Source organism: Kitasatospora sp. NPDC058162 (genome assembly GCF_042884005.1).
Taxonomy (GTDB): domain Bacteria; phylum Actinomycetota; class Actinomycetes; order Streptomycetales; family Streptomycetaceae; genus Kitasatospora.
In genome coordinates this window covers 62,179-79,500 of sequence record NZ_JBHVUS010000005.1, presented here as the reverse complement: position 1 = coordinate 79,500, position 17,322 = coordinate 62,179, and the positions used below count along the sequence as shown (strand labels likewise).

The window sequence follows — 17,322 nt, the reverse complement described above, 5'->3', positions numbered from 1 at the left end:
AAGACAAGAATACATCAAAGAGGGTTTTTATGCAAGTCACTGGACATGCGGACGCCTGGTCACCTCGTCCACCATGTCCGACATCTCGCGAAAGACGGACACGGTGACGGCCGCCGACCAACGCCGGGTGCAGGCAATAGCCTCCCCGGCACCCGACTCCCACGCGACCGCCGCACGCAGGCCGGGCCGCACCGGAAGTTCGGGGCTGACCACGTAGTGCGCGCCGGGCAGGTAGGCGCTTCGCCACGCCCTGCCGATGGTGTCGAGGGAGCACACGAACGCCAGGCGCAACTGCCACGGAACCGTGAGCCTTCCGCCCTCACGCACAGCCGAGACCCTGGCCTGAGCGCCCGCCAGGAAGGCGTCGAGCGCGACCAGCGCGCGGCACGCCTGCTCCCAGTCGGCGACTGCGAGCGATGGGACGGAGGGCAGTTGCGCAAGCTCCTCCGGGGCCACCTCCCGGACGACGGCGGCGGCGTCGTCGAAGCGCGACCCGATGGCGGACAGGACGGCGAGGACCTCACGGGAGCGGGCCGGACGATCAACGGTGAGATCGTGGTGGACGTCGATGATCTTCATACATCTTCCTTCGAGCGAGGGCAGGCCACGGCCCGGCGGCTCGCCGGGCCGTGTGGAGGGTCAGCTACGGAGGCCGGACGCCCAGAGCAGGCCCGCGAAGCTGCGGGCGACGGCAGCGGGATCGTCGCCGCCCCGGGTCCACGTAGGCACCTTCTCGTCACGGACCTGCGCGGCGGGCGCGGCGTAGATCGCCCCGCGATACAGCGCGTACTCCTCGCCGGACGCGGGGACGCGCAGCTCCCAGGTGCCCAGCTCTTCGCACATGATCTGGACGGCGTAGGTCCGCGCGGAGTGGACGATCACGACCGTACGGGGCGCGCGGGGGATGCCGATCTCGGTAAGCATGTGGTCGAGTTCAACGGCAGCGGCCAGGCGTTCGGCATAGGGGAGTTCGGTGATCGCTTCGGGGGTGAGCCAGCACCAACCACAGCCAGCCCCTTCGGCATGGCCGCACTCGGCCCGCTTGGCCTCGTTGATCTCCCGGAGGCGCATCAGGTCGATCATGCTTAGGTGGCACCTTTCAGTCAGTTCCTCGTGGGCCGCCGGTCGGGGTTGCCCTCCCCGACCAACAAGATAAGAATACACCAAAGAGGGTTTTCAAGCAAGTTCATGGACAGGACTCCCCGCCCCGGGAAAGGCGGGTGACGGACCGTCAGTTACGAGGGCGCACCTCCCCCGTCCCCCCGACAGCTGCCTGGGGTCCGGGGCAAAGAGGCCGTCCGGGTCAAGGGCCGGCCGCAGGCCGGTGGCGAAGCCACGCGACCGCAGGGAGCGCCCTTGAGGCGGGCGGCCGGCTCCGGATACTGGGCCGCGAAGGGGGGCCGGGGGAACCGCGCAGCGGGGCGCCCGGACCAGAAAAGCAGCCGCGCCGAAGGCGCGACCGAATCCCGCCCGCCCCCGGCAGCAACAACCACCGAGGACGGGGAGGGGGAACTGGACTCAGAACGGGTCGAGTTCGGCGATCCTCTCGTAAGCGGCTTCCTCGCGATACCGCAGGTACGCGCCGTGCGTCAACTCCTCGCGGTCGCCCTGGACGCCGGTGGCGTCGGCCAGGTGGAGCAGTCCGGTAATCAGGTCACAGACGACCAGGGACATGCCCTCCGGGATCGTGGGCTCGCACTGGTAGGCGCCAGGTGTAGCGGCGGCGAAGGCGTGGGCGGCGAGCAGCGCGCGGGCCGCCTCGTCGGCGGTGCTCCGCTCGGGACCATCGGTGAACATGAGAGGGCTCCTCGAATCGGCCGGACTGGCAGGGGCGGACAGGGGGCCTAGGAATCGATGGCGGGGATGTCGGCGGCACGGGTCGGGGCGAAGTGAAGATCCCGCTCGACCAGGATCGGGGGTGCCACACTGCCGGGCCGGACGGCAGGGGTGAGGTACAGCTCTTCCAGTTCGACCAGATGGATGTAACACCACTCGCCTTCCGGGTAGTTGACCCGTGCCCAGCCGAAGGCGAGGCCGCTGGCCGGGTCGACCTCGGCGATGTACCAGTCCGATCCGCCGGTGAAGTAGTGGAGGTGGCAGATCTTCTGGTCGACCGGCTGGCCTTCCGTGGCGTACAGCTCGGGGATCTTGGCGAGGTCGGCGAACGGCGGGTAGAACTCGTGGCCCCTGGCACGCCGGTTCTGCTCGGGCATCGCCCCCCAGGACCAGGTTCCGGGTTCGACGGTCGCACTGTTCAGCTCAGTCATGTCCTGCCTCTCGACGGGCGGTTCCTCGTGGGCCGCTGGCCGGGGTTGCCCTCCCCGACCAACAAGATAAGAATACACCAAAGAGGGTTTTCAAGCAAGTTCAGGGACAGGACTCCCCGCCCCGGGAAAGATGGGTGACGGACCGTCAGTTACGAGGGCGCACCTCCCCCGTCCCCCCGACAGCTGCCTGGGGTCCGGGGCAAAGAGGCCGTCCGGGTCAAGGGCCGGCCGCAGGCCGGTGGCGAAGCCACGCGAAGCGCCCTTGGGGCGGGCGGCCGGCTCCGGATACTGGGCCGCGAAGGGGGGCCGGGGGAACCGCGCAGCGGGGCGCCCGGACCAGAAAAGCAGCCGCGCCGAAGGCGCGACCGAATCCCGCCCGCCCCCGGCAGCAACAACCACCGCCACCGGAGACAGTCCGGTGGCGGTGGCCGTAGCTCACGCGGCAGACGAGGTTTCGTCCTCACGATCGGGGATGTCCACGGTGAGAGCTGGGTGGACGGCGGCGATGCGGCGCAGGCGGCTGCGAGCGTCGGCGCGGGCGGCAGGGCTGGGTGCCTGCCGGGCGGCCTCGGTGAGGTAGGCGGTGAAGGCCGCAAGCGCGGCGGGGGTGTGCAGGATGATCCGGCGGGGCTGGAACACCGCTGCGCGGTCGCCGAGTCGGTGAGCGGCGGTCCATGCCCGGTAGAACTCCTGGGCGCCGGGGGTGAGGGGCTGGTGTCCGGCGAACTGGCCACTGAGCCAGTCGGCGAGGAACCCGCCGACTTCCACGGTGGTGGGGCTGGCTTCGGGGGTCCGCAGGCGGCTCCAGCGGGTGATACGGGTTTCCAGTGCGGCCAGGCGGCGGACGGCCGGGCGAAGTTCGTCGGCTTCCCGCGCGGTTCGGCGGAGTTGCTCGTCGGCGGCAGCCCGCAGGTAGTTCGTGTGTTGGGCGTGACGGTGGAGGTCTGCGCGGTACTCGGTGATGATCTTCTCTCCGACGTCCCGTGCGCGGGCGCGGGCTGCCTCGGTGGCTACTTCGTAGGGGCTGCGATGGAGCCGTTCCCAAGGGTCGCGGTCGCTGGTCGCACCGGGTGGGAGCAGGGTGATGCCGTCGTAGATCCACGAGTTGTAGACGGCCAGGCGGTCGGTGTACCCGCTGGGGCTCTCGGTCGGGTCGTAGCGGCCCGAGACGAGGCGCAGGCTGGTGTAGGCGTCGGGGTCGTCGCGTTCACCGGGCGGGGCTTCGGGGTGCACGGTGATGGTGCCGAAGACGCGCGGGGCGCGGACGGTGTAGTAGGTGAGGCCGTTCTCTGCGTACTCGACGTCGTAGCGCAGCAGCAGGCGGGCTGCTGTATGGGTGGTGATCAAGGATTCTCCGGGTGGCCGGCCGGACCGTGGCGGCCCGGCCGGCTGGGGTCGGTCAGCGCTGGGCGCCGGGCAGGAAGGGCGGGATGCCGCGTGCTTCGGCGGCTTCGTTGATGAGCTTCGGCAGGCGCAGGACCACCGTCTGCAGCCAGAGCAGGCCGACGACGACGGCCAGCAGCACCGCGGTGGTGAGGATCTGGTCGTGGACGGCGCACGCCGCTCCGAAACCCATGAGGGTGATGACGGCGCCGAACAGGCCGCGCTGGATGGTGTTGATGGTGCTGGTCAGCCCGGACTCGGGCGACGTGCTGCTCACGGTTGGGGCCTTTCGGTGCCTGGGTTCGGCGGGCCGGGCGGCTTGGGCCGCCTGGCCCGGTTGATCATCCCGCCATAACCGGAGTCGGCCAGGGGTTGGTGGCGGGCGGGGTAGTGGGGCGGGGCGGCCACGTCGCGGCGGGCGCGGCCTGCTGGGGGGCGGCCTGCTGGAGGGCGGGGCGCTTGCCGGACGCCTTGGTGACCTCGGCGGTGGCGAAGCGCAGGCTCGGGCCGACCTCGTCGATCAGCAGCTCGGTGAAGCTGCGGCGGGGCCCGTCTGCGGGCTGGTACGAGCGCTGCTTGAGCGTGCCGGTGACGATCACGCGGGCGCCCTTGGTCAGGCTCGCTGCGATGTTCTCGGCGTAGCCGCGCCAAGCGACACACGGCATGGACAGGGAGTCGCCGTCCCGCCATGCGCGGGTCGCGCTGTCGTACACCTTCTCGTTCGCGATGACGGTCATGTTGACCACCGCCGCACCGCCGTCCGTGTACTGGAGGGTCGGGTTGTCCGCGAGGTTGCCGATGAGGGTGATCTTGGTCTCGCCTGCCATAGTCGCTGCTCCTCTTGAGGTTCGGTACGGGCGCCGTGGTCTCGGTCCGCCGGTCGGGGGTGCCTTCCCCGACCAACAAGATAAGAATACACCAAAGAGGGTTTTCAAGCAAGTTCATGGACAGGACTCCCCGCCCCGGGAAAGGCGGGTGACGGACCGTCAGTTACGAGGGCGCACCTCCCCCGTCCCCCCGACAGCTGCCTGGGGTCCGGGGCAAAGAGGCCGTCCGGGTCAAGGGCCGGCCGCAGGCCGGTGGCGAAGCCACGCGACCGCAGGGAGCGCCCTTGAGGCGGGCGGCCGGCTCCGGATACTGGGCCGCGAAGGGGGGCCGGGGGAACCGCGCAGCGGGGCGCCCGGACCAGAAAAGCAGCCGCGCCGAAGGCGCGACCGAATCCCGCCCGGTTCGCCGTCGAGCACCCGGGCGCTTCGGTCGGTGCTCTACCCTGGTAGTCCGCATGCTCCACCCGTTCGCGGGGGTGCTGTGGTCTCTGGCCGGTGGACCGTGCCAACCCGCTTCCGCGGGGGTGTCCACCGGCCGCCCTCGTTTCCGGGGTCAGCGCCGGATGATCGGCTGGTTGGACGGCTGGACGGCTGGTGGCTGGATCACCGGTGTCGGCGTCGGAGTTGCCCTGACGGTCGCGCTGCTCGCGGTTGCTGCTCGGGTCCTTGGTGCCGGCTGGTCGACGGTGAGGTCCGAGAGCATCGACCGCAACGGGCCGGAGTTGCCGTTGAAACTGGCGATGGACGCGAGCGTGTTGCGGTCGGGGTCGAGGCGGGTCCAGTCGATCGGGTGTCCAGCGTCGGCAGCTAGCTGGCCGAGGTACGCCCGCTGTGCCCTGCCGCTGCCCTCCCTGAACGGATGCAAGGCGTTGACGTCGCCGTACAGGTCGGCCAGGCCGGTGAGGAAGCTGTCGCGGTCGAGGCCGCGCAGGTGGTTCTGGCGGCGGGCGAGACGGCCGAAGGTGTCATTCGCGAAGTCGGGGATCATGCGGACGAGGCAGAACCGGGTGTTGTCCTTGGCGATCTCGATGCTGCGGATCTGGCCAGCCCACGGGTAGATGCTGCCGAAGATCTCCCGGTGGAACGCCTGGAGGTGCGCCAGGTCGTAGGTGCCGGGGATCGGCTTCTCGGCGAGGCGGGTGAGGCGGGCGGCGGTGATGTCGGCCTCGGCGGTGGCGAGGGCCTGGTGGTCGGTGATGCCGAGCCTGTTCCGCAGAACGCCGCTGTCCGGGTCGGCGTACGGGTCGGCCATCAGGGGGCCGGCTGCTCGGTGCCCGGGGCGCGGTGGCGGGCCTCGGCACGGGCCACCAGTTCGTCGGCGGAGATCGTTCCGGCGGCGTACTCCTCCGCGTCGGCGTCGTAGTCCGCCGTGGGGGTGAGTCCCTCCGCCTGGACCGAGCCCAGTGCGGAGGACAACCCGCGGCGGCGGCTCTCCGGAGTGTCGGGGTCGTGCATCGGTGTTGCTCCTCGTCTCCGCGCGGGGCGGGCGCGGGTGGTTCTCATCAGCGTACGTGCCCGGCGCTGACCGGCACACCGGCACTCGGGACGGGCGCGGCAGACGGTCGGCCCCGGTCGGCGGGCGCGCGCGAGGGGGAGGGGCTCGATGCCCCTCCCCCTCGGTGCCGGCCGCCGGTCCGGGCGGCCGGGTCAGGCGGCGATCGGCTGGGCCTCCGCCACCGGCTGAGGCAGCGCTGTCACGCAGCCCTCGCCGGTTTCGGCCTTCTCGATCACGACGGACTGGGCCGCTGCCTGTTCCCGCTCCCGGGCCAACTGCTCCTGGAGCTGGGCCACCTCACCCTCCAACTTCCTGACGGCGTCCTGGTGGTGGCGATGACGGGCGGGTGCGTGCTGCTCGTCGTGGGCCCGGCGCAGCTCGGCCGCCCACGGGCGGGAGAGCATGTGCCGTGTGATCGCGTAGACGATGGCGGCGGTCCTGCGCTGGGTGCCTTCCGGGGCGCTGGGACTGTAGTGACCGCCGATCTCCCGCCGGACGACCAACCACCTGTGACTGGTCGGGCTCATCGACTCGGGGTGGAAGACCGCTTGTTGGGCCAACTGGACTCCGTAGACGGTCGGCGCGTCCTCAAAGTGCTCGGTGAACGGGCTCGGCGTCGGCTTGCCATACGTGATCTCGATGGCGGTGCCGGAGCAGCAGTCCAGGTAATAGTGGCCCGGCTGCCACCCCACGGTGATGGTGCCGCCCAGCTCCGCGACGCGGTACAGGGCGGCCCCGTGTTCCCAGTCCAGAGTGACGGTGGCGTGCATCCGGTAGCCGCCTTCGGTGACCAGGGTGACGTACTGCGGGCCGACCGGCCGGGCGCTGTTCATGCCGCCGCCCGGGTGAGCGCGGGGGCCTCGGCGTCCTCGAAGATCGGCACCTTCCCGGCGGCCAGCTCCTCGATGTCGGGGAGGTTGCCCCACCGGCGCGCGGCGTGCCGGTAGGCCGTGGTCCAGAGGTTGAACTGGCTGGCGACGGCGTCCATGTCGGTGACGATCGTCAGGAGCCCGCCGATGCTGACGCGCAGCTGCGGCGCGCGGGTGGGGCTGAGCTTCGCGGGCAGAACCTCCACGACTGGCGGGCGGACCGGGGCGTCAAAGCGCAGGTGCCCGGAAATCAGGCCCTCGGGCTCCGGAACGACGCCGGACCGTACCCCCGCGAACAGGGCGGCGGCCTGAGCGGCAGCGCGCGACCACGCCTTGTACGCCTCGTAGGCGGGCTGCGGGTGGGCCAGGCGGATGCGGGCGGAGGGCATGGTCATCAGGATCGTTCGGGCGATCAGTACGGCGTGCGCCTCGTGGCGACCGGCGAGGTGCACGGCAAGATCGGTTCGGACGATGGGCGGCGGGTCGTCGGTGGTAGCGAGGTACAGCATGCGGGGCCTCCGGCCTTGGTGGTGTGGTCTCCGAGGGCCGGGGGTGTCCGGTGCCATCGGACACCCCCGGCGTGGCGGGGAGGGCGTCACCCTCCCCGTGGTCAGGCTGCGATCGGTTCGTTGATCTCCGGGTAGCGGGCTTCCCAGTCGTCGGCCTCTTCGACCTGGTCATCCGTGCCGTCGCGGTCCGCGTCTTCGGACTCGTTCTCCGTCACAACTGCGAGGTAGCGGTCCAGCGGGTCTTCCAGCTCCTCGTCCTCGTCCTCCTCGGCGACGGCCGCCAGCTCCGGCCCGTCCCCGCCCTCCTCGCCTTCCAGCTCCTCGTCCTCCTCGGCGACGGCCGCCAGCTCCGGCCCGTCCCCGCCCTCCTCGCCTTCCAGCTCCTCGTCCTCCTCGGCGACGGCCGCCAGCTCCGGCCCGTCCCCGCCCTCCTCGCCTTCCAGCTCCTCGTCCTCGTCCTCCTCGGCGGCAGCCTTGGCGGCGGCCTCGGCGATCCTTGCCCGGAGTACGGTCAACAGGTCGATCTCGGGCTCGTTCAGCTCGTAGCCGTAGGCCATGAGGAGTTCGAACCACGCCACGGCCACCGCCGCCTTCCCCCACCCGGAAACGGCATTTCGAACCTCGCGTTCCGCGCGCACCGCCACGATGGCGAGCATCACCAGGGGCAGTCGTGCCTCGGCCGTCCGTCCGATGAAGCGTCCGAACCGGGCGGTGCGGTCGTCGTCACCCGGCGCCTGGAGGAAGGCCAGCACCTCGGGGTCATGCTGGTCAGCCCCCAGCGAGTACAGCATCGCGAGCACCTTCCGGGTCATCCCCTTCGGCACCTTCTTGGACCGGCAAAGCTGCTGGATGTACTCGTGCCGCACTTCCTGAGCGATGGCGAGCGCCTCCTTTCGCTCACGGTTGGCCTGCTCCGCCGCCGCCTTCGCCTCCTCCTCGGCCGGGCTGCGGAACGAGTAGCTCCGCAGCAGCACCGTGTGCCCGTACTGGTGCGGGTCACGGCACAGCCACCTGGCCTTGATGTCGCCCTGTACGTTCTCGTTGAAGAAGGCCGCGTGTCCGCCACAGCTCTTGTGGTTCTCCGGCGTCAGCACCACCCCGTCAGCGTCGGCAAGATCCTCTAGGCCGACCTCCTTCGACGCGCCCCAGCCGAATCCGTACGGCTCGCCGACCATCCGGACGCCAGCGGCCTTGAGCGCCTGCGTGGTCTCCCGGCGCTGCACGGCCTTCACGGCCTTGGCACGCTCGTTCTTGATGGCCCAGCTGAGCTTGCCACCCCGTTCGATCGTGTCGAGCAGCCGCTTGTACGCCTTCGGGTCGCCCTCGAACTCGGCGATCAGCTCGGCGTCCTCCAGCGTGAGCGCTCCCTCGTCCACGGCGCTCCGGGCGGTCTTCGGCATCGCCGACAGAGCGATCGAGGCCCTGACCTTCTTCGGGTCCTGAGCGACTCGCGCGGCGATCTGGTCGGCGTCGAGGCCGAGTTCGATGGACAGTTGTGCGTAGGCGTCGGCGATCTCGCTTTCGCGCATGTCCTCGCGGTGCATGTTCTCGACGAGCTGCGCGATGATCCGCGCTTCCTCGGCGCTCAGGTCGTTGCGCACGATGACGTCGACGGTCCGGTTGGCCTCGATCGAGCCCTTCGCGCGCCGGTTGCCCAGGATGATCGCGACCCCGCCCTCGTAGGGGGTCGCGATGATCGGCTGGAGGAGGCCGTGCTCCTTGATCGAGCCGACGAAGTCGGGCGTCAACTCGGCCTTGCGGACGTTGCGCGTGAAGATCAGCTCGGCGGGGTCGATTCCTTCGAGGAGGATCTTCGCCGGGGCCTCCCCCGGGTCGGCGGCCTCGTCGTCGGGGTCGACCTCGATTGCGTCCGTCAGCTCGATCGGCTCCGGCGCGCAGCTCTCATCGTCCAGCAGCTCAGCAGGGGCGATTACAGTGGTCACAAATCCTCCAACAGGTGCCTGGTCTCTGCCCGTTGGGCGGGGGTGCCATCCCCTCCCAACAAGAACAATAATACCCCAATGAGGGTTTTTGGTCAACCAGGCCTGATGACTTCGGGCTGCTTCGGCCGAGGCGGATTCATGATCGTTTGCGGGTCGCGCGGAAGGTACGGCGGCACAGCTGACCAGCCCGTACACACCTCCCCCGTCCCCCTGATAGCTGCCTGGGGTCCGGGGCAAAGAGGCCGTCCGGGTCAAGGGCCGGCCGCAGGCCGGTGGCGAAGCCACGCGAAGCGCCCTTGAGGCGGGCGGCCGGCTCCGGATACTGGGCCGCGGAAGGGGGACGGGGCCCTCTGCAACGTCGAGTACACCCGGAAAACCACCCAGCGCAACTAGCGCCTCACCGGGCCCCTCGCGCACCTGGTCCGGTACTCACATGCAACGGGTCAACCCCCGGCTCCCGCAGGTCGTGTGGGGCCTCTTCGAGCACTTCCTCGGCACCCGACAGGGCGCCCTCCATGCGGCTGCGGAAGGGTTCGAACAGGGCAGCGGAGCCGAGTGCACAAGAGGCGAGCATCCGTTCGTACTCGCCTGCAACGTCGGGAACGAGGCGCTCGCGGACAACCGAGTGCCCAAGCAGGTCGCGCAGCACGTAGCCGTCGCCGGTTTCATTCGCCTGGCCGGACACCTTCGCGATCAGGCTTCGGGCGGCAGACGTGTCCGGGTCGGCGGCGTCGAGTGCGGTCAGGGCGAGGCGGGTGGCGAACACCGTGAGGCCGTCTGCCTGCTGGAGCGCGAGATAGCGGTTGATCGCCATCTCTGCGGCACGCCGGTCACCAGGGCGGCACAAGGCGGTGAGCGTCGCCGTGACCGCGTTCTCCCATGCTTCACCCGGCTCGGTGTCCTCCAGCAGGGCGCGGGCGCCGGGAAGGTCGTTGGCGGTGGCTCGGGCGAGGACCGCGACCTGGCGGCCGTCGAAGATGCGCCGACCGATGCCGCGGTGCCCCTCGATGTGTCGCAGGGCCTCGTCCCAGCGGCCAGCGGACGTGAGGGCTCGGGTGCCGTCCGCGAGGACCACACGCCACAGCCACGCCCGGACCTCGGCGCGCTGCTCGGCGGTCTCGGTGAGCTGGGCGGGGACGGTGATGCCTTCCAGGACCGTCTCAGTGGCGCTGGTGATGGCCTGGTAGAGGTCAAGCAGGAGCTGGTGGCCGTGCTGGTGGTGTCCGGCGCGGATGTGAAGGCGTGCGAGGTTGACGATGGGTTCGAGGCCGCGGATGGCGCTCATCGCGGGGAGCGGGCCGCGGGTGAGGTAGAGGGCGGCGTGGCGGTGGCACAGCTCGCGGGCGTAGTCGGGGAGGCCGACGTCGGAGGCCAGGAGGGCGGACTGGTTGAAGACGGTGGAGGCCAGGCCCGGGTCGGTCTGCCGGGAGGCCGTGTCGGCCAGCTGCTGGAGCCGGCCGACACGGGCTTCGAGGGGCAGGCACGCGGGCCGGACGCGGGCGATCAGCGGGAAGCGCTGGGCTATGGGTCCGGTCGGGTGCACGGGGCTACTCCCAGATGACGGTGATCGGGTGGTGGGGGCGGTCCAGGACGAAGCGCCCGGCGGCAGGGTCGGCGGGAGCTCCGGCGGCGTCGGGGAGTTCAAAGCGGAGGGTGCGGTCGCGGAAGTGCTCGTTCCAGGTGCGGAGTTCCTCGCAGACGAGGTCAGCGAGGGCAGCGCCGTAGGGGCCGTGGCCGACGACGCCGGTCTCGTACACCTTGCGGCCGTCGCTGCCGGGTTCGCCGGCGCGCAGGGTGAGGTAGGCGAGGGAGCCGTCGTGGACGGTGGCCATGGCGCCCCAGGGGAGCATGGGGGTGACGCCGCGCTCCTGGGCGGTCTTGGCCACGCTCATCCGCATGATCGACTTGGGGAGGGTGAGGGCCAGCCAGAGGTCGTGGTACTCGTAGGTGGTGCCGGCCGGGATGGTCACGCCGCTCCAGCGCTCGTGGCGCCGGGCGTCGAGGACCCCGAGCAGCTTGGAGGCGTCGACCGCGTCGGCCTGGTCCTTGTGGACCTGGAGGGTGACGTCGCCCTGGCTGGTGAGGGTGACGGTGCGGCGTTCGTCGTCCATGCTGCCGCGCAGCGGCATGAAGACGGCGAGCTGGTCGTTGACGGAGGCCCAGCCGTCCTCACAGCGTTCGAAGGCGATGACCCTGCTGGCGGTGCCGCGCAGGCGCAGCGGCAGGACGATCCGGCCGGTGGGCTTGACCTGCTGGGGCCAGGCGGTGGGCATCTCGCTGGTGCTCACGGTGGCGATGATCCGGTCGTACGGTGCGCCTTCGGGGTGGCCGAGGGCACCGTCGCCGAGGACGACGGTGACGTTGTCGGCTCCGGCGTCGGCGAGGTGCTTGCGGGCTCCGTCGACGAGGTCGTCGTCGACGTCGACGGCGACCACGTGTCCGTCCGGGCCGACGATGTGGCCCATGTAGGCGGCGTTGACGCCGGTCCCGGCCCCGGCCTCGAAGATCTTCTCGCCGGGCTGGACTTCGAGCTGCTCCAGCATCATGGCGACGATCGTGGGCTGGGAGGCGGCGCTGATCTGGGTGCCGGAGCCGTCGGTCTTGGTGTAGGTCGGGTTGTCGGCGTAGGCGACGTCGAGCGGGAAGCCGGGCAGGAAGTGCTCGCGGGCGACGGCGCGGAAGGCGTTCTCGACCGGGGCGCTGGTGATGTGCTTGCCGGTGAGCAGGCGCTCGGTGAGAGCGTCGCGCAGCTGCTCGGCGGCCGGGGTGGTGCTGTCGCTGAGAGTAGTCACGTGGGCGACCCTAGTGGTTGTGCGGATGGTTGACTGCGAGGGCGCGGGGTCCTCGCCGGAGTGGAAGACTGCGGCCACCGCCCTTGCTGCGGTGGCGGATTGGTGCTCGACGGGAACGCCGGCGCGGTTGGCGTGGAAGAGCGTGTGGTGGGCGAGGACGGCGCGCAGTCCGCGGGTGAGGCGGCCGTCGCGGGCCAGGCGGACGAGGTCCTGTCCGGCCTTCTCGAAGGCGTCGACCCAGGCGGTGTGCGCGGCGAGTGGTTCGCCGGGGCGGGTGAGTTGGCGGGTGTCGAGGGTCATCAGTCGGCGCATCGCGGCGGTCAGGGTGGTCACCCGCTCGGGCGCGAGGGCGGGCGGGTCTGGCCGCAGGTCGGCGACCCTGCTCCAGACGTCGCCCTGCTCGTACTGGTCGAGGCCGGCGGCGCGGAGCATGGCGGAGACGAGGACGACGGCGGTCTCGGTGCGGCCGAGGGCGGGCGGGTCCGGCCGGGCGGCGCGGGCCATCAGGTGCCGGCTGTCGGTGTGGAAGAGCCGGTGGGCGGTCTCCATGGCCTCGGCGCCGCCGAACGCCATGGTCTCGGGCTCGTAGACGACGCTCGCCCAGCCGGTGAGGAGTCCCTCCTCGGTGAGGGTGTCCAGGAGCGAGGTGACGACGGGGGCGGGGGCGTCGGCGAGGTAGCGCAGCCGCAGCCCGTGCTTGCGCATGTACCACCAGCCCTCCAGCGCTCCGGACTTCTCGGCGAAGTCGAGGGCGGGGGTGAGGTGGTGGGCGGCGATGGGTTCGACGGTGGCGGGGTCGGCGAAGGTGAGGTCGTGCTGAATCCAGCTGGTCGTCATCGGTCGGTCCTCGGTCAGGCGGTCAGGAGGCAGGCGTCCCAGCGGGTCGCCGGTGCGGCGTGGGTGGCGGGGGCGAGCAGCGCGAGGGCGGTGCCGGCGGCGCCGTCCAGGAAGGCGGGTCCGGTCTGGGCGAGGAGCCGCCGGGCCTGGGCGTCGGGGTCGGTGCGCGGCGGGTGGGCGGTGTCCAGGAGCAGGGCGGCGGCGGAGCGCAGCCGGGCCGCGGTGCGCGGGAGGGCGTCGGCGGCGGCGCGGTGGGCGATGTGGGCGAGTCCGGCGTAGCCGTGGCAGGCGGACAGGTCGGTGGTCGCCGCCAGCGATGGCGGGTCCAGCAGGGCGGTGGCGAGGGCGTCCTCGGCGTCGTGCCGTAGGCGCTGGTCGCCGAGGGCGAGGGCGGCGAGCTGCTGGGCGCGGGCGATTCCGGCGGTGCCGTAGCACCAGCTCGGCCGCTGCGGGGCCAGCGGTCCGCGGACGGCGCCGGTCAGGTGGGCGGGGGTGATCCAGTACGGCCAGGCGTGGCGCTCGCGCCAGCGCTCCAGCCGGGCCAGGATCGTTGCGATCGCGGACCGTTGGCCGTCGACCTCGACTCCGTAGTGCAGGGCTAGGGCGAGGAGGGCGAGGGGACCTGCGATCCCGTGCGCGAGCCCGTTGTTGGCGTGCCCGTCCGGGAACCGGTCGTCCGGTTCGCCGGAGGGGCCGCTGGGGGTCCACCAGCCGGGCAGGACCCGGCCGTGGTGCTTGACGTCGTCGGTGAGGCGGACCAGGTAGGTGAGCACGGTGCGGATCGCCTCGCCGCGCGGGGCGCGGTGCAGCAGGACGGAGCCGATGCCGGCCAGCCCGCGGATCGTGTCGAACTCGGCCAGGGCCGGGAGTTCGGCGGCGTCGATCCGGGCGAGCGCCGCCTCACAGCGGCGCTGCGCGTCGGCGGCGACGGCCTGGCCGAGGTGGTCGAGGGCGCGCCGGTAGGAGCCGGGCCGGGCCTGGGCGGCGCAGCCGAGGACGTGCGCCAGGGCGGGGGCGCCGTAGTAGAGGTGGCTGTCGGGGCCGCTGGTGACCTGGTTGTCGGCCGCCACCTCCAGCCATGCCCGCGCACGCTCCCATGGGCCCCGCCCGGCGGCGGCGCGCTCGATGTGGAGCAGGGCGACGCCGGGGGCGCCGGTGGCCAGGGACTGGCGCCACTGCGGACGCGAAGCCCAGCTCTCGGGGACGCGGTTGGGGTCGGCGAGGAGGTCGGCGATCCGGTCGGAGAGGTGGAGGGCGGGGTGCGTGTTCACAGGTCACCGTCCCGGGAGAGGCGGGCGAATGCGGCGGCGCGGGCCAGGTACAGGACTTGGGCCTCGTCGTCGAAGTCGATGCGGTGGGCGCGGCCGTAGGAGCTGTGCAGCAGCGAGCCGAGGACGTCGTCCGGTGAGACGCCCTGGGTGTGCGGGCCGGGGAAGAAGCGGCGGTAGGCGTCGAGGGCCTGGTGGCGCTCGGCCCAGGCGTCCACGATCGCGGCGCCGCCGGGCTGTTCGCGCAGCGCCGCGAAGCCGTCTGCGGGGTCGGCGAGGCGGACGGCCTCGCGGAAGAGGGGCCGGGCGATGGTGGCGGGGGGCATGGCGGGGACGTTGCGGATGAGCCAGCGCAGCCCGGTGCCGGGCGAGCCGGTGAAACCTGAGGCGATGGCGACGGCGTGGGCGGTCAGTAGCGCCAGCCTCCCGGGCCGGGCGGGCTGGGACAGGTGGGCGAGGGCGGCGGCGGAGTCGGCGCGGAAGGCGCGCTCGGCGGCGGCCCAGGCGGGGCCCTCGCCCCAGCGGCCGTGCTCCGTGTAGGAGGTGGGGTAGACGACTGCGGACAGCAGCCCGGCCCGGTGGAGTCCGGCGGTCCAGGTGCTGATCACTGTGGCGGCGTGCCCGAACGCGTCGGGGTGGGGCAGGGTGATGCGCAGCCGCAGGTGCTGGCCGGGGTCGCGGAAGCGCACGAACCACCAGGGCGGGGAGCCCAGTTGGTCCAGGAGGTCGGGCAGGTGCTGGGTGAGGATGACGTCCTGGCGGTCGAGGTCACCGTACAGCGAGGCGAGCAGGAGGCGGGAGGTGCCGGGGGCGTCGCCGTGGCCGCGCGGCAGGAGCCGCGCGGTGGTGGGCCTGGGCAGCACCGGCCAGGGCGGCGTCTGGGTGGCGGTGACCGGGACGGCGATCTCGTGGGCCCGGCCGCCCGCCCAGCCCAGGTCGGTCGGGGCCGGTGTCTCCACGAGGACGGCGTGCGGCGCGGAGGCGAGGTGGGAGCGCAGCAGGACACGGTGGCCGGGGTGGTCCAGGTCGAGGGGCAGGCCCTGGCTGTCGGCGGCCAGCAGCACCCGCCGCGGTGCCCGGCGCCGCTCCAGCAGGTCGAGCAGAGCCGCCTCCCACTGCTGCCACGGCGCGCGCGGGTTCGGCAGTTCGGCGGCGGACAGCCGCCATGCGGCCGGGGACAGGATGACGCGGCCGTGCCGCAGCCGGGGCCGAAACGGCAGGCTGGACAGCGCGCCCCAGGAGAAGGCGGTGACCTGCGCGCCCTGGGCACGGGAGAGTTCGCAGATCAGCCGGGCCATCGGCGCCGTGTGGGTGCGCAGGTTCAGGGCGTGGGTGGCGTTCGCCTCGATCCGCACCCCGAGCGCGGGCGCGGCCAGGTACATCCGGCGCCCGTCGCAGCCGACCGCCAGGTCCTCCAGCCGCACAACGCCCTCGGTGCCCGAGCGGTGCTCGGCGAGGCTGACGACCAGCTGCCCGGTCGCCGCGCTGCGGGCCACATGCCCAGTCGCCGGGTCCAGCGGCGGGCAGGACAGCTGTGCGGTGACCGCCTGGTCGTCCATGGCCGGCAGGTTCGTCAGCACGCTGGTGAAGGCCGCCCGGTGCTGCGGGTCGAGGAGGTGGAGGAAGCGTCCGGTCGAGACACCGGCGGCGCGGGCGACGGAGACGACCTCCAGCCAGAACTCGCCCCGGTCAAGGGCCTGTCGGCTGGCGGCGTGGAGGCCGAAGACGACTTCCAGGTGCGGGGGCAGGCGCGGCCCCTCGGCGGGGCCGAGGTCGAGCGCGTCCAGCAGCTGCTCGCCGAGGACAACTTCGCGGTGCCCGTCGAGCGCCGCCCGCTGGGCGAGGGAGGCCAGGATTTCATCGCGCTCGCCGAAACGCGGCGGCTCGGCGGGCCGGGCGCCCGGGTAGCCGTCCGGCCAGCCGATCCCGCTGTCCGCGACCACGTCCAGCAGCGGTACCAGCGCGCCCCGGCCGAACCGCTCGTAGAACCGCTGGTGGTAGGAGCGCCACGCCGCCGTCCCGAAGGGGAGGGCGCTGAGGCGGGTGAGCAGCCCGGCGGCCTTCGCCGCCTCGTCGGCCACGGCCTGGGGCAGGACGAGGTCGGCGTCCAGGCGCACGTCGACGGCGAGCCCCGGCCGGTCCTGCGCGCCGGGCCGGTCGGTGGCGGCCATCGCCCGGGTGATCTCCGCACGGGCGGCACGGCTCGGCGACCGGGTGTGGGCGGCGATCGCACGGTCGGCGGCGCGCAGGTCGGCGAGGACCTCGGCGGCGTCCGGGACCTGGTCGGCGCCGGCCTTCTCCAGCGCGGCCAGCAGGTGAGCGAGCGGGTCCGGCTCGGTGGCCGGGGCCCGGAGGCTGGTGATCAGCGCGCCGTGGGCGACCAGCTCGGCCAGCACGCCCTCGATCCTCGCCGTGGCCGCCGCGGGAAACTCCGCACGGAGCTTGCCGGTCACCACCCCGAACGGGACCGGGCGGCGGGCGGCAGCGAGGGCGAACGCAACGGGGCGGGTGTGGCGCAGGCTCACCTCCGCCGCGCCCGTACCGCCCCCGGGCCGCTCCAGCGGCCGGTGCGGGATCACCAGCCGGTCACCGCGAACGTGGCCGGTGTCGTTCGCCGCCACCTCCAGCCGGGAGAGCAGCGCAGGTATGCGCTCCAACTGGCCGGTCACATGGGCGAGCCAGGCGGACGAGGCCCGCGCGACAACCTGGTGGCCGTCGCCCCAGCGCAGGTCGGCGACGGGAGCGAAGGTCGCCGCCTGGACGCCGGCGAAGTGCCCGAACGGAGTCGGCCGCCCGGTCGCCCGCAGCAGGTAGCGGGCGGTGGACAGGGTGGCGCGCCGCACCTCCCGTGGCTGCAGCTCACCGGAGAGCAGCTGTCGGACCTGGCGGGCCAGGGCAGGGCTTGCCAGCGCGAGCGCCTCGGCGGTGTCCTCGTCGGCCCACACCTCGCGCAGCCACCCGGCCTGTTGGGCGGCCGACGCGGGGCTGGTGGTGAGGTCCGGCCAGGCGGGGACCGGCAGGGCGGGACGGGCGACAGCGCGCACCAGTGCCACGTCTGCAGCGCGGTAAGGGGCCGAACGGGCGGAGCGGCGCATCGGGGACCTTCGGGAGTAGTCGGGACGCTGGCGGGGC

16 protein-coding genes are annotated in these 17,322 nt (G+C 72.4%); all 16 read right to left on the bottom strand.

The genetic code is table 11. The features are described from left to right. Nucleotides 1-36 precede the first annotated feature (36 nt). The gene (locus tag ACFVXG_RS11895; RefSeq protein WP_387926644.1) at nt 37-579 is read right to left on the bottom strand and encodes a hypothetical protein; all 543 of its coding nucleotides are present in this window, start codon (nt 577-579) and stop codon (nt 37-39) included. 60 nt (nt 580-639) lie between these two features. Beyond that, nucleotides 640-1,083, bottom strand: a complete 444-nt coding sequence (locus tag ACFVXG_RS11890; RefSeq protein WP_387926642.1) for a hypothetical protein — start codon at nt 1,081-1,083, stop codon at nt 640-642. Nucleotides 1,084-1,518: 435 nt separating this feature from the next. Continuing rightward, complete coding sequence (locus ACFVXG_RS11885) at nt 1,519-1,797, bottom strand: hypothetical protein (RefSeq protein ID WP_045705967.1); 279 nt, start codon at nt 1,795-1,797, stop codon at nt 1,519-1,521. Between the two features lie 47 nt (nt 1,798-1,844). Next, nucleotides 1,845-2,267: a hypothetical protein gene (locus tag ACFVXG_RS11880; protein WP_387926640.1), complete on the bottom strand. Its 423-nt coding sequence runs from the start codon at nt 2,265-2,267 to the stop codon at nt 1,845-1,847. Between the two features lie 435 nt (nt 2,268-2,702). Continuing rightward, on the bottom strand, nt 2,703-3,614 hold the full coding sequence (locus ACFVXG_RS11875) for a hypothetical protein (protein ID WP_387926639.1): 912 nt from the start codon (nt 3,612-3,614) through the stop codon (nt 2,703-2,705). A 52-nt stretch (nt 3,615-3,666) separates the two neighbouring features. Then, on the bottom strand, nt 3,667-3,927 hold the full coding sequence (locus ACFVXG_RS11870) for a hypothetical protein (RefSeq protein ID WP_387926637.1): 261 nt from the start codon (nt 3,925-3,927) through the stop codon (nt 3,667-3,669). A 64-nt stretch (nt 3,928-3,991) separates the two neighbouring features. Continuing rightward, nucleotides 3,992-4,477 carry a single-stranded DNA-binding protein gene (gene ssb, locus ACFVXG_RS11865; RefSeq protein WP_387926635.1) on the bottom strand — a complete coding sequence of 162 codons (486 nt, stop codon included), beginning with the start codon at nt 4,475-4,477 and terminating at the stop codon, nt 3,992-3,994. A 553-nt stretch (nt 4,478-5,030) separates the two neighbouring features. Further along, entirely contained in the window at nt 5,031-5,729 is a 699-nt protein-coding gene (locus ACFVXG_RS11860) for a Fic/DOC family protein (protein ID WP_387926633.1), read from the bottom strand. Next, nucleotides 5,729-5,932: a hypothetical protein gene (locus tag ACFVXG_RS11855; RefSeq protein WP_387926631.1), complete on the bottom strand. Its 204-nt coding sequence runs from the start codon at nt 5,930-5,932 to the stop codon at nt 5,729-5,731. Before ACFVXG_RS11855 ends, ACFVXG_RS11860 begins: the two co-directional genes overlap by 1 nt. A 192-nt stretch (nt 5,933-6,124) precedes the next feature. Then, nucleotides 6,125-6,805, bottom strand: coding sequence for a hypothetical protein (locus tag ACFVXG_RS11850; RefSeq protein WP_387926629.1), 681 nt, complete (start codon nt 6,803-6,805; stop codon nt 6,125-6,127). After that, nucleotides 6,802-7,350 carry a hypothetical protein gene (locus ACFVXG_RS11845; protein ID WP_387926628.1) on the bottom strand — a complete coding sequence of 183 codons (549 nt, stop codon included), beginning with the start codon at nt 7,348-7,350 and terminating at the stop codon, nt 6,802-6,804. Before ACFVXG_RS11845 ends, ACFVXG_RS11850 begins: the two co-directional genes overlap by 4 nt. A gap of 101 nt (nt 7,351-7,451) precedes the next feature. After that, nucleotides 7,452-9,293 (bottom strand): ParB/RepB/Spo0J family partition protein, encoded by a 1,842-nt coding sequence (locus ACFVXG_RS11840; RefSeq protein ID WP_387926626.1) that lies wholly within the window; start codon nt 9,291-9,293, stop codon nt 7,452-7,454. A 397-nt stretch (nt 9,294-9,690) separates the two neighbouring features. Continuing rightward, complete coding sequence (locus ACFVXG_RS11835) at nt 9,691-10,836, bottom strand: hypothetical protein (protein ID WP_387926624.1); 1,146 nt, start codon at nt 10,834-10,836, stop codon at nt 9,691-9,693. A gap of 4 nt (nt 10,837-10,840) precedes the next feature. Next, complete coding sequence (fxlM, locus tag ACFVXG_RS11830; RefSeq protein WP_387926622.1) at nt 10,841-12,922, bottom strand: methyltransferase, FxLD system; 2,082 nt, start codon at nt 12,920-12,922, stop codon at nt 10,841-10,843. Between the two features lie 14 nt (nt 12,923-12,936). Continuing rightward, complete coding sequence (locus tag ACFVXG_RS11825; protein ID WP_387926620.1) at nt 12,937-14,193, bottom strand: lanthionine synthetase C family protein; 1,257 nt, start codon at nt 14,191-14,193, stop codon at nt 12,937-12,939. Further along, the gene (locus tag ACFVXG_RS11820) at nt 14,190-17,243 is read right to left on the bottom strand and encodes a lantibiotic dehydratase (protein ID WP_387926618.1); all 3,054 of its coding nucleotides are present in this window, start codon (nt 17,241-17,243) and stop codon (nt 14,190-14,192) included. Before ACFVXG_RS11820 ends, ACFVXG_RS11825 begins: the two co-directional genes overlap by 4 nt. Nucleotides 17,244-17,322: the final 79 nt, after the last annotated feature.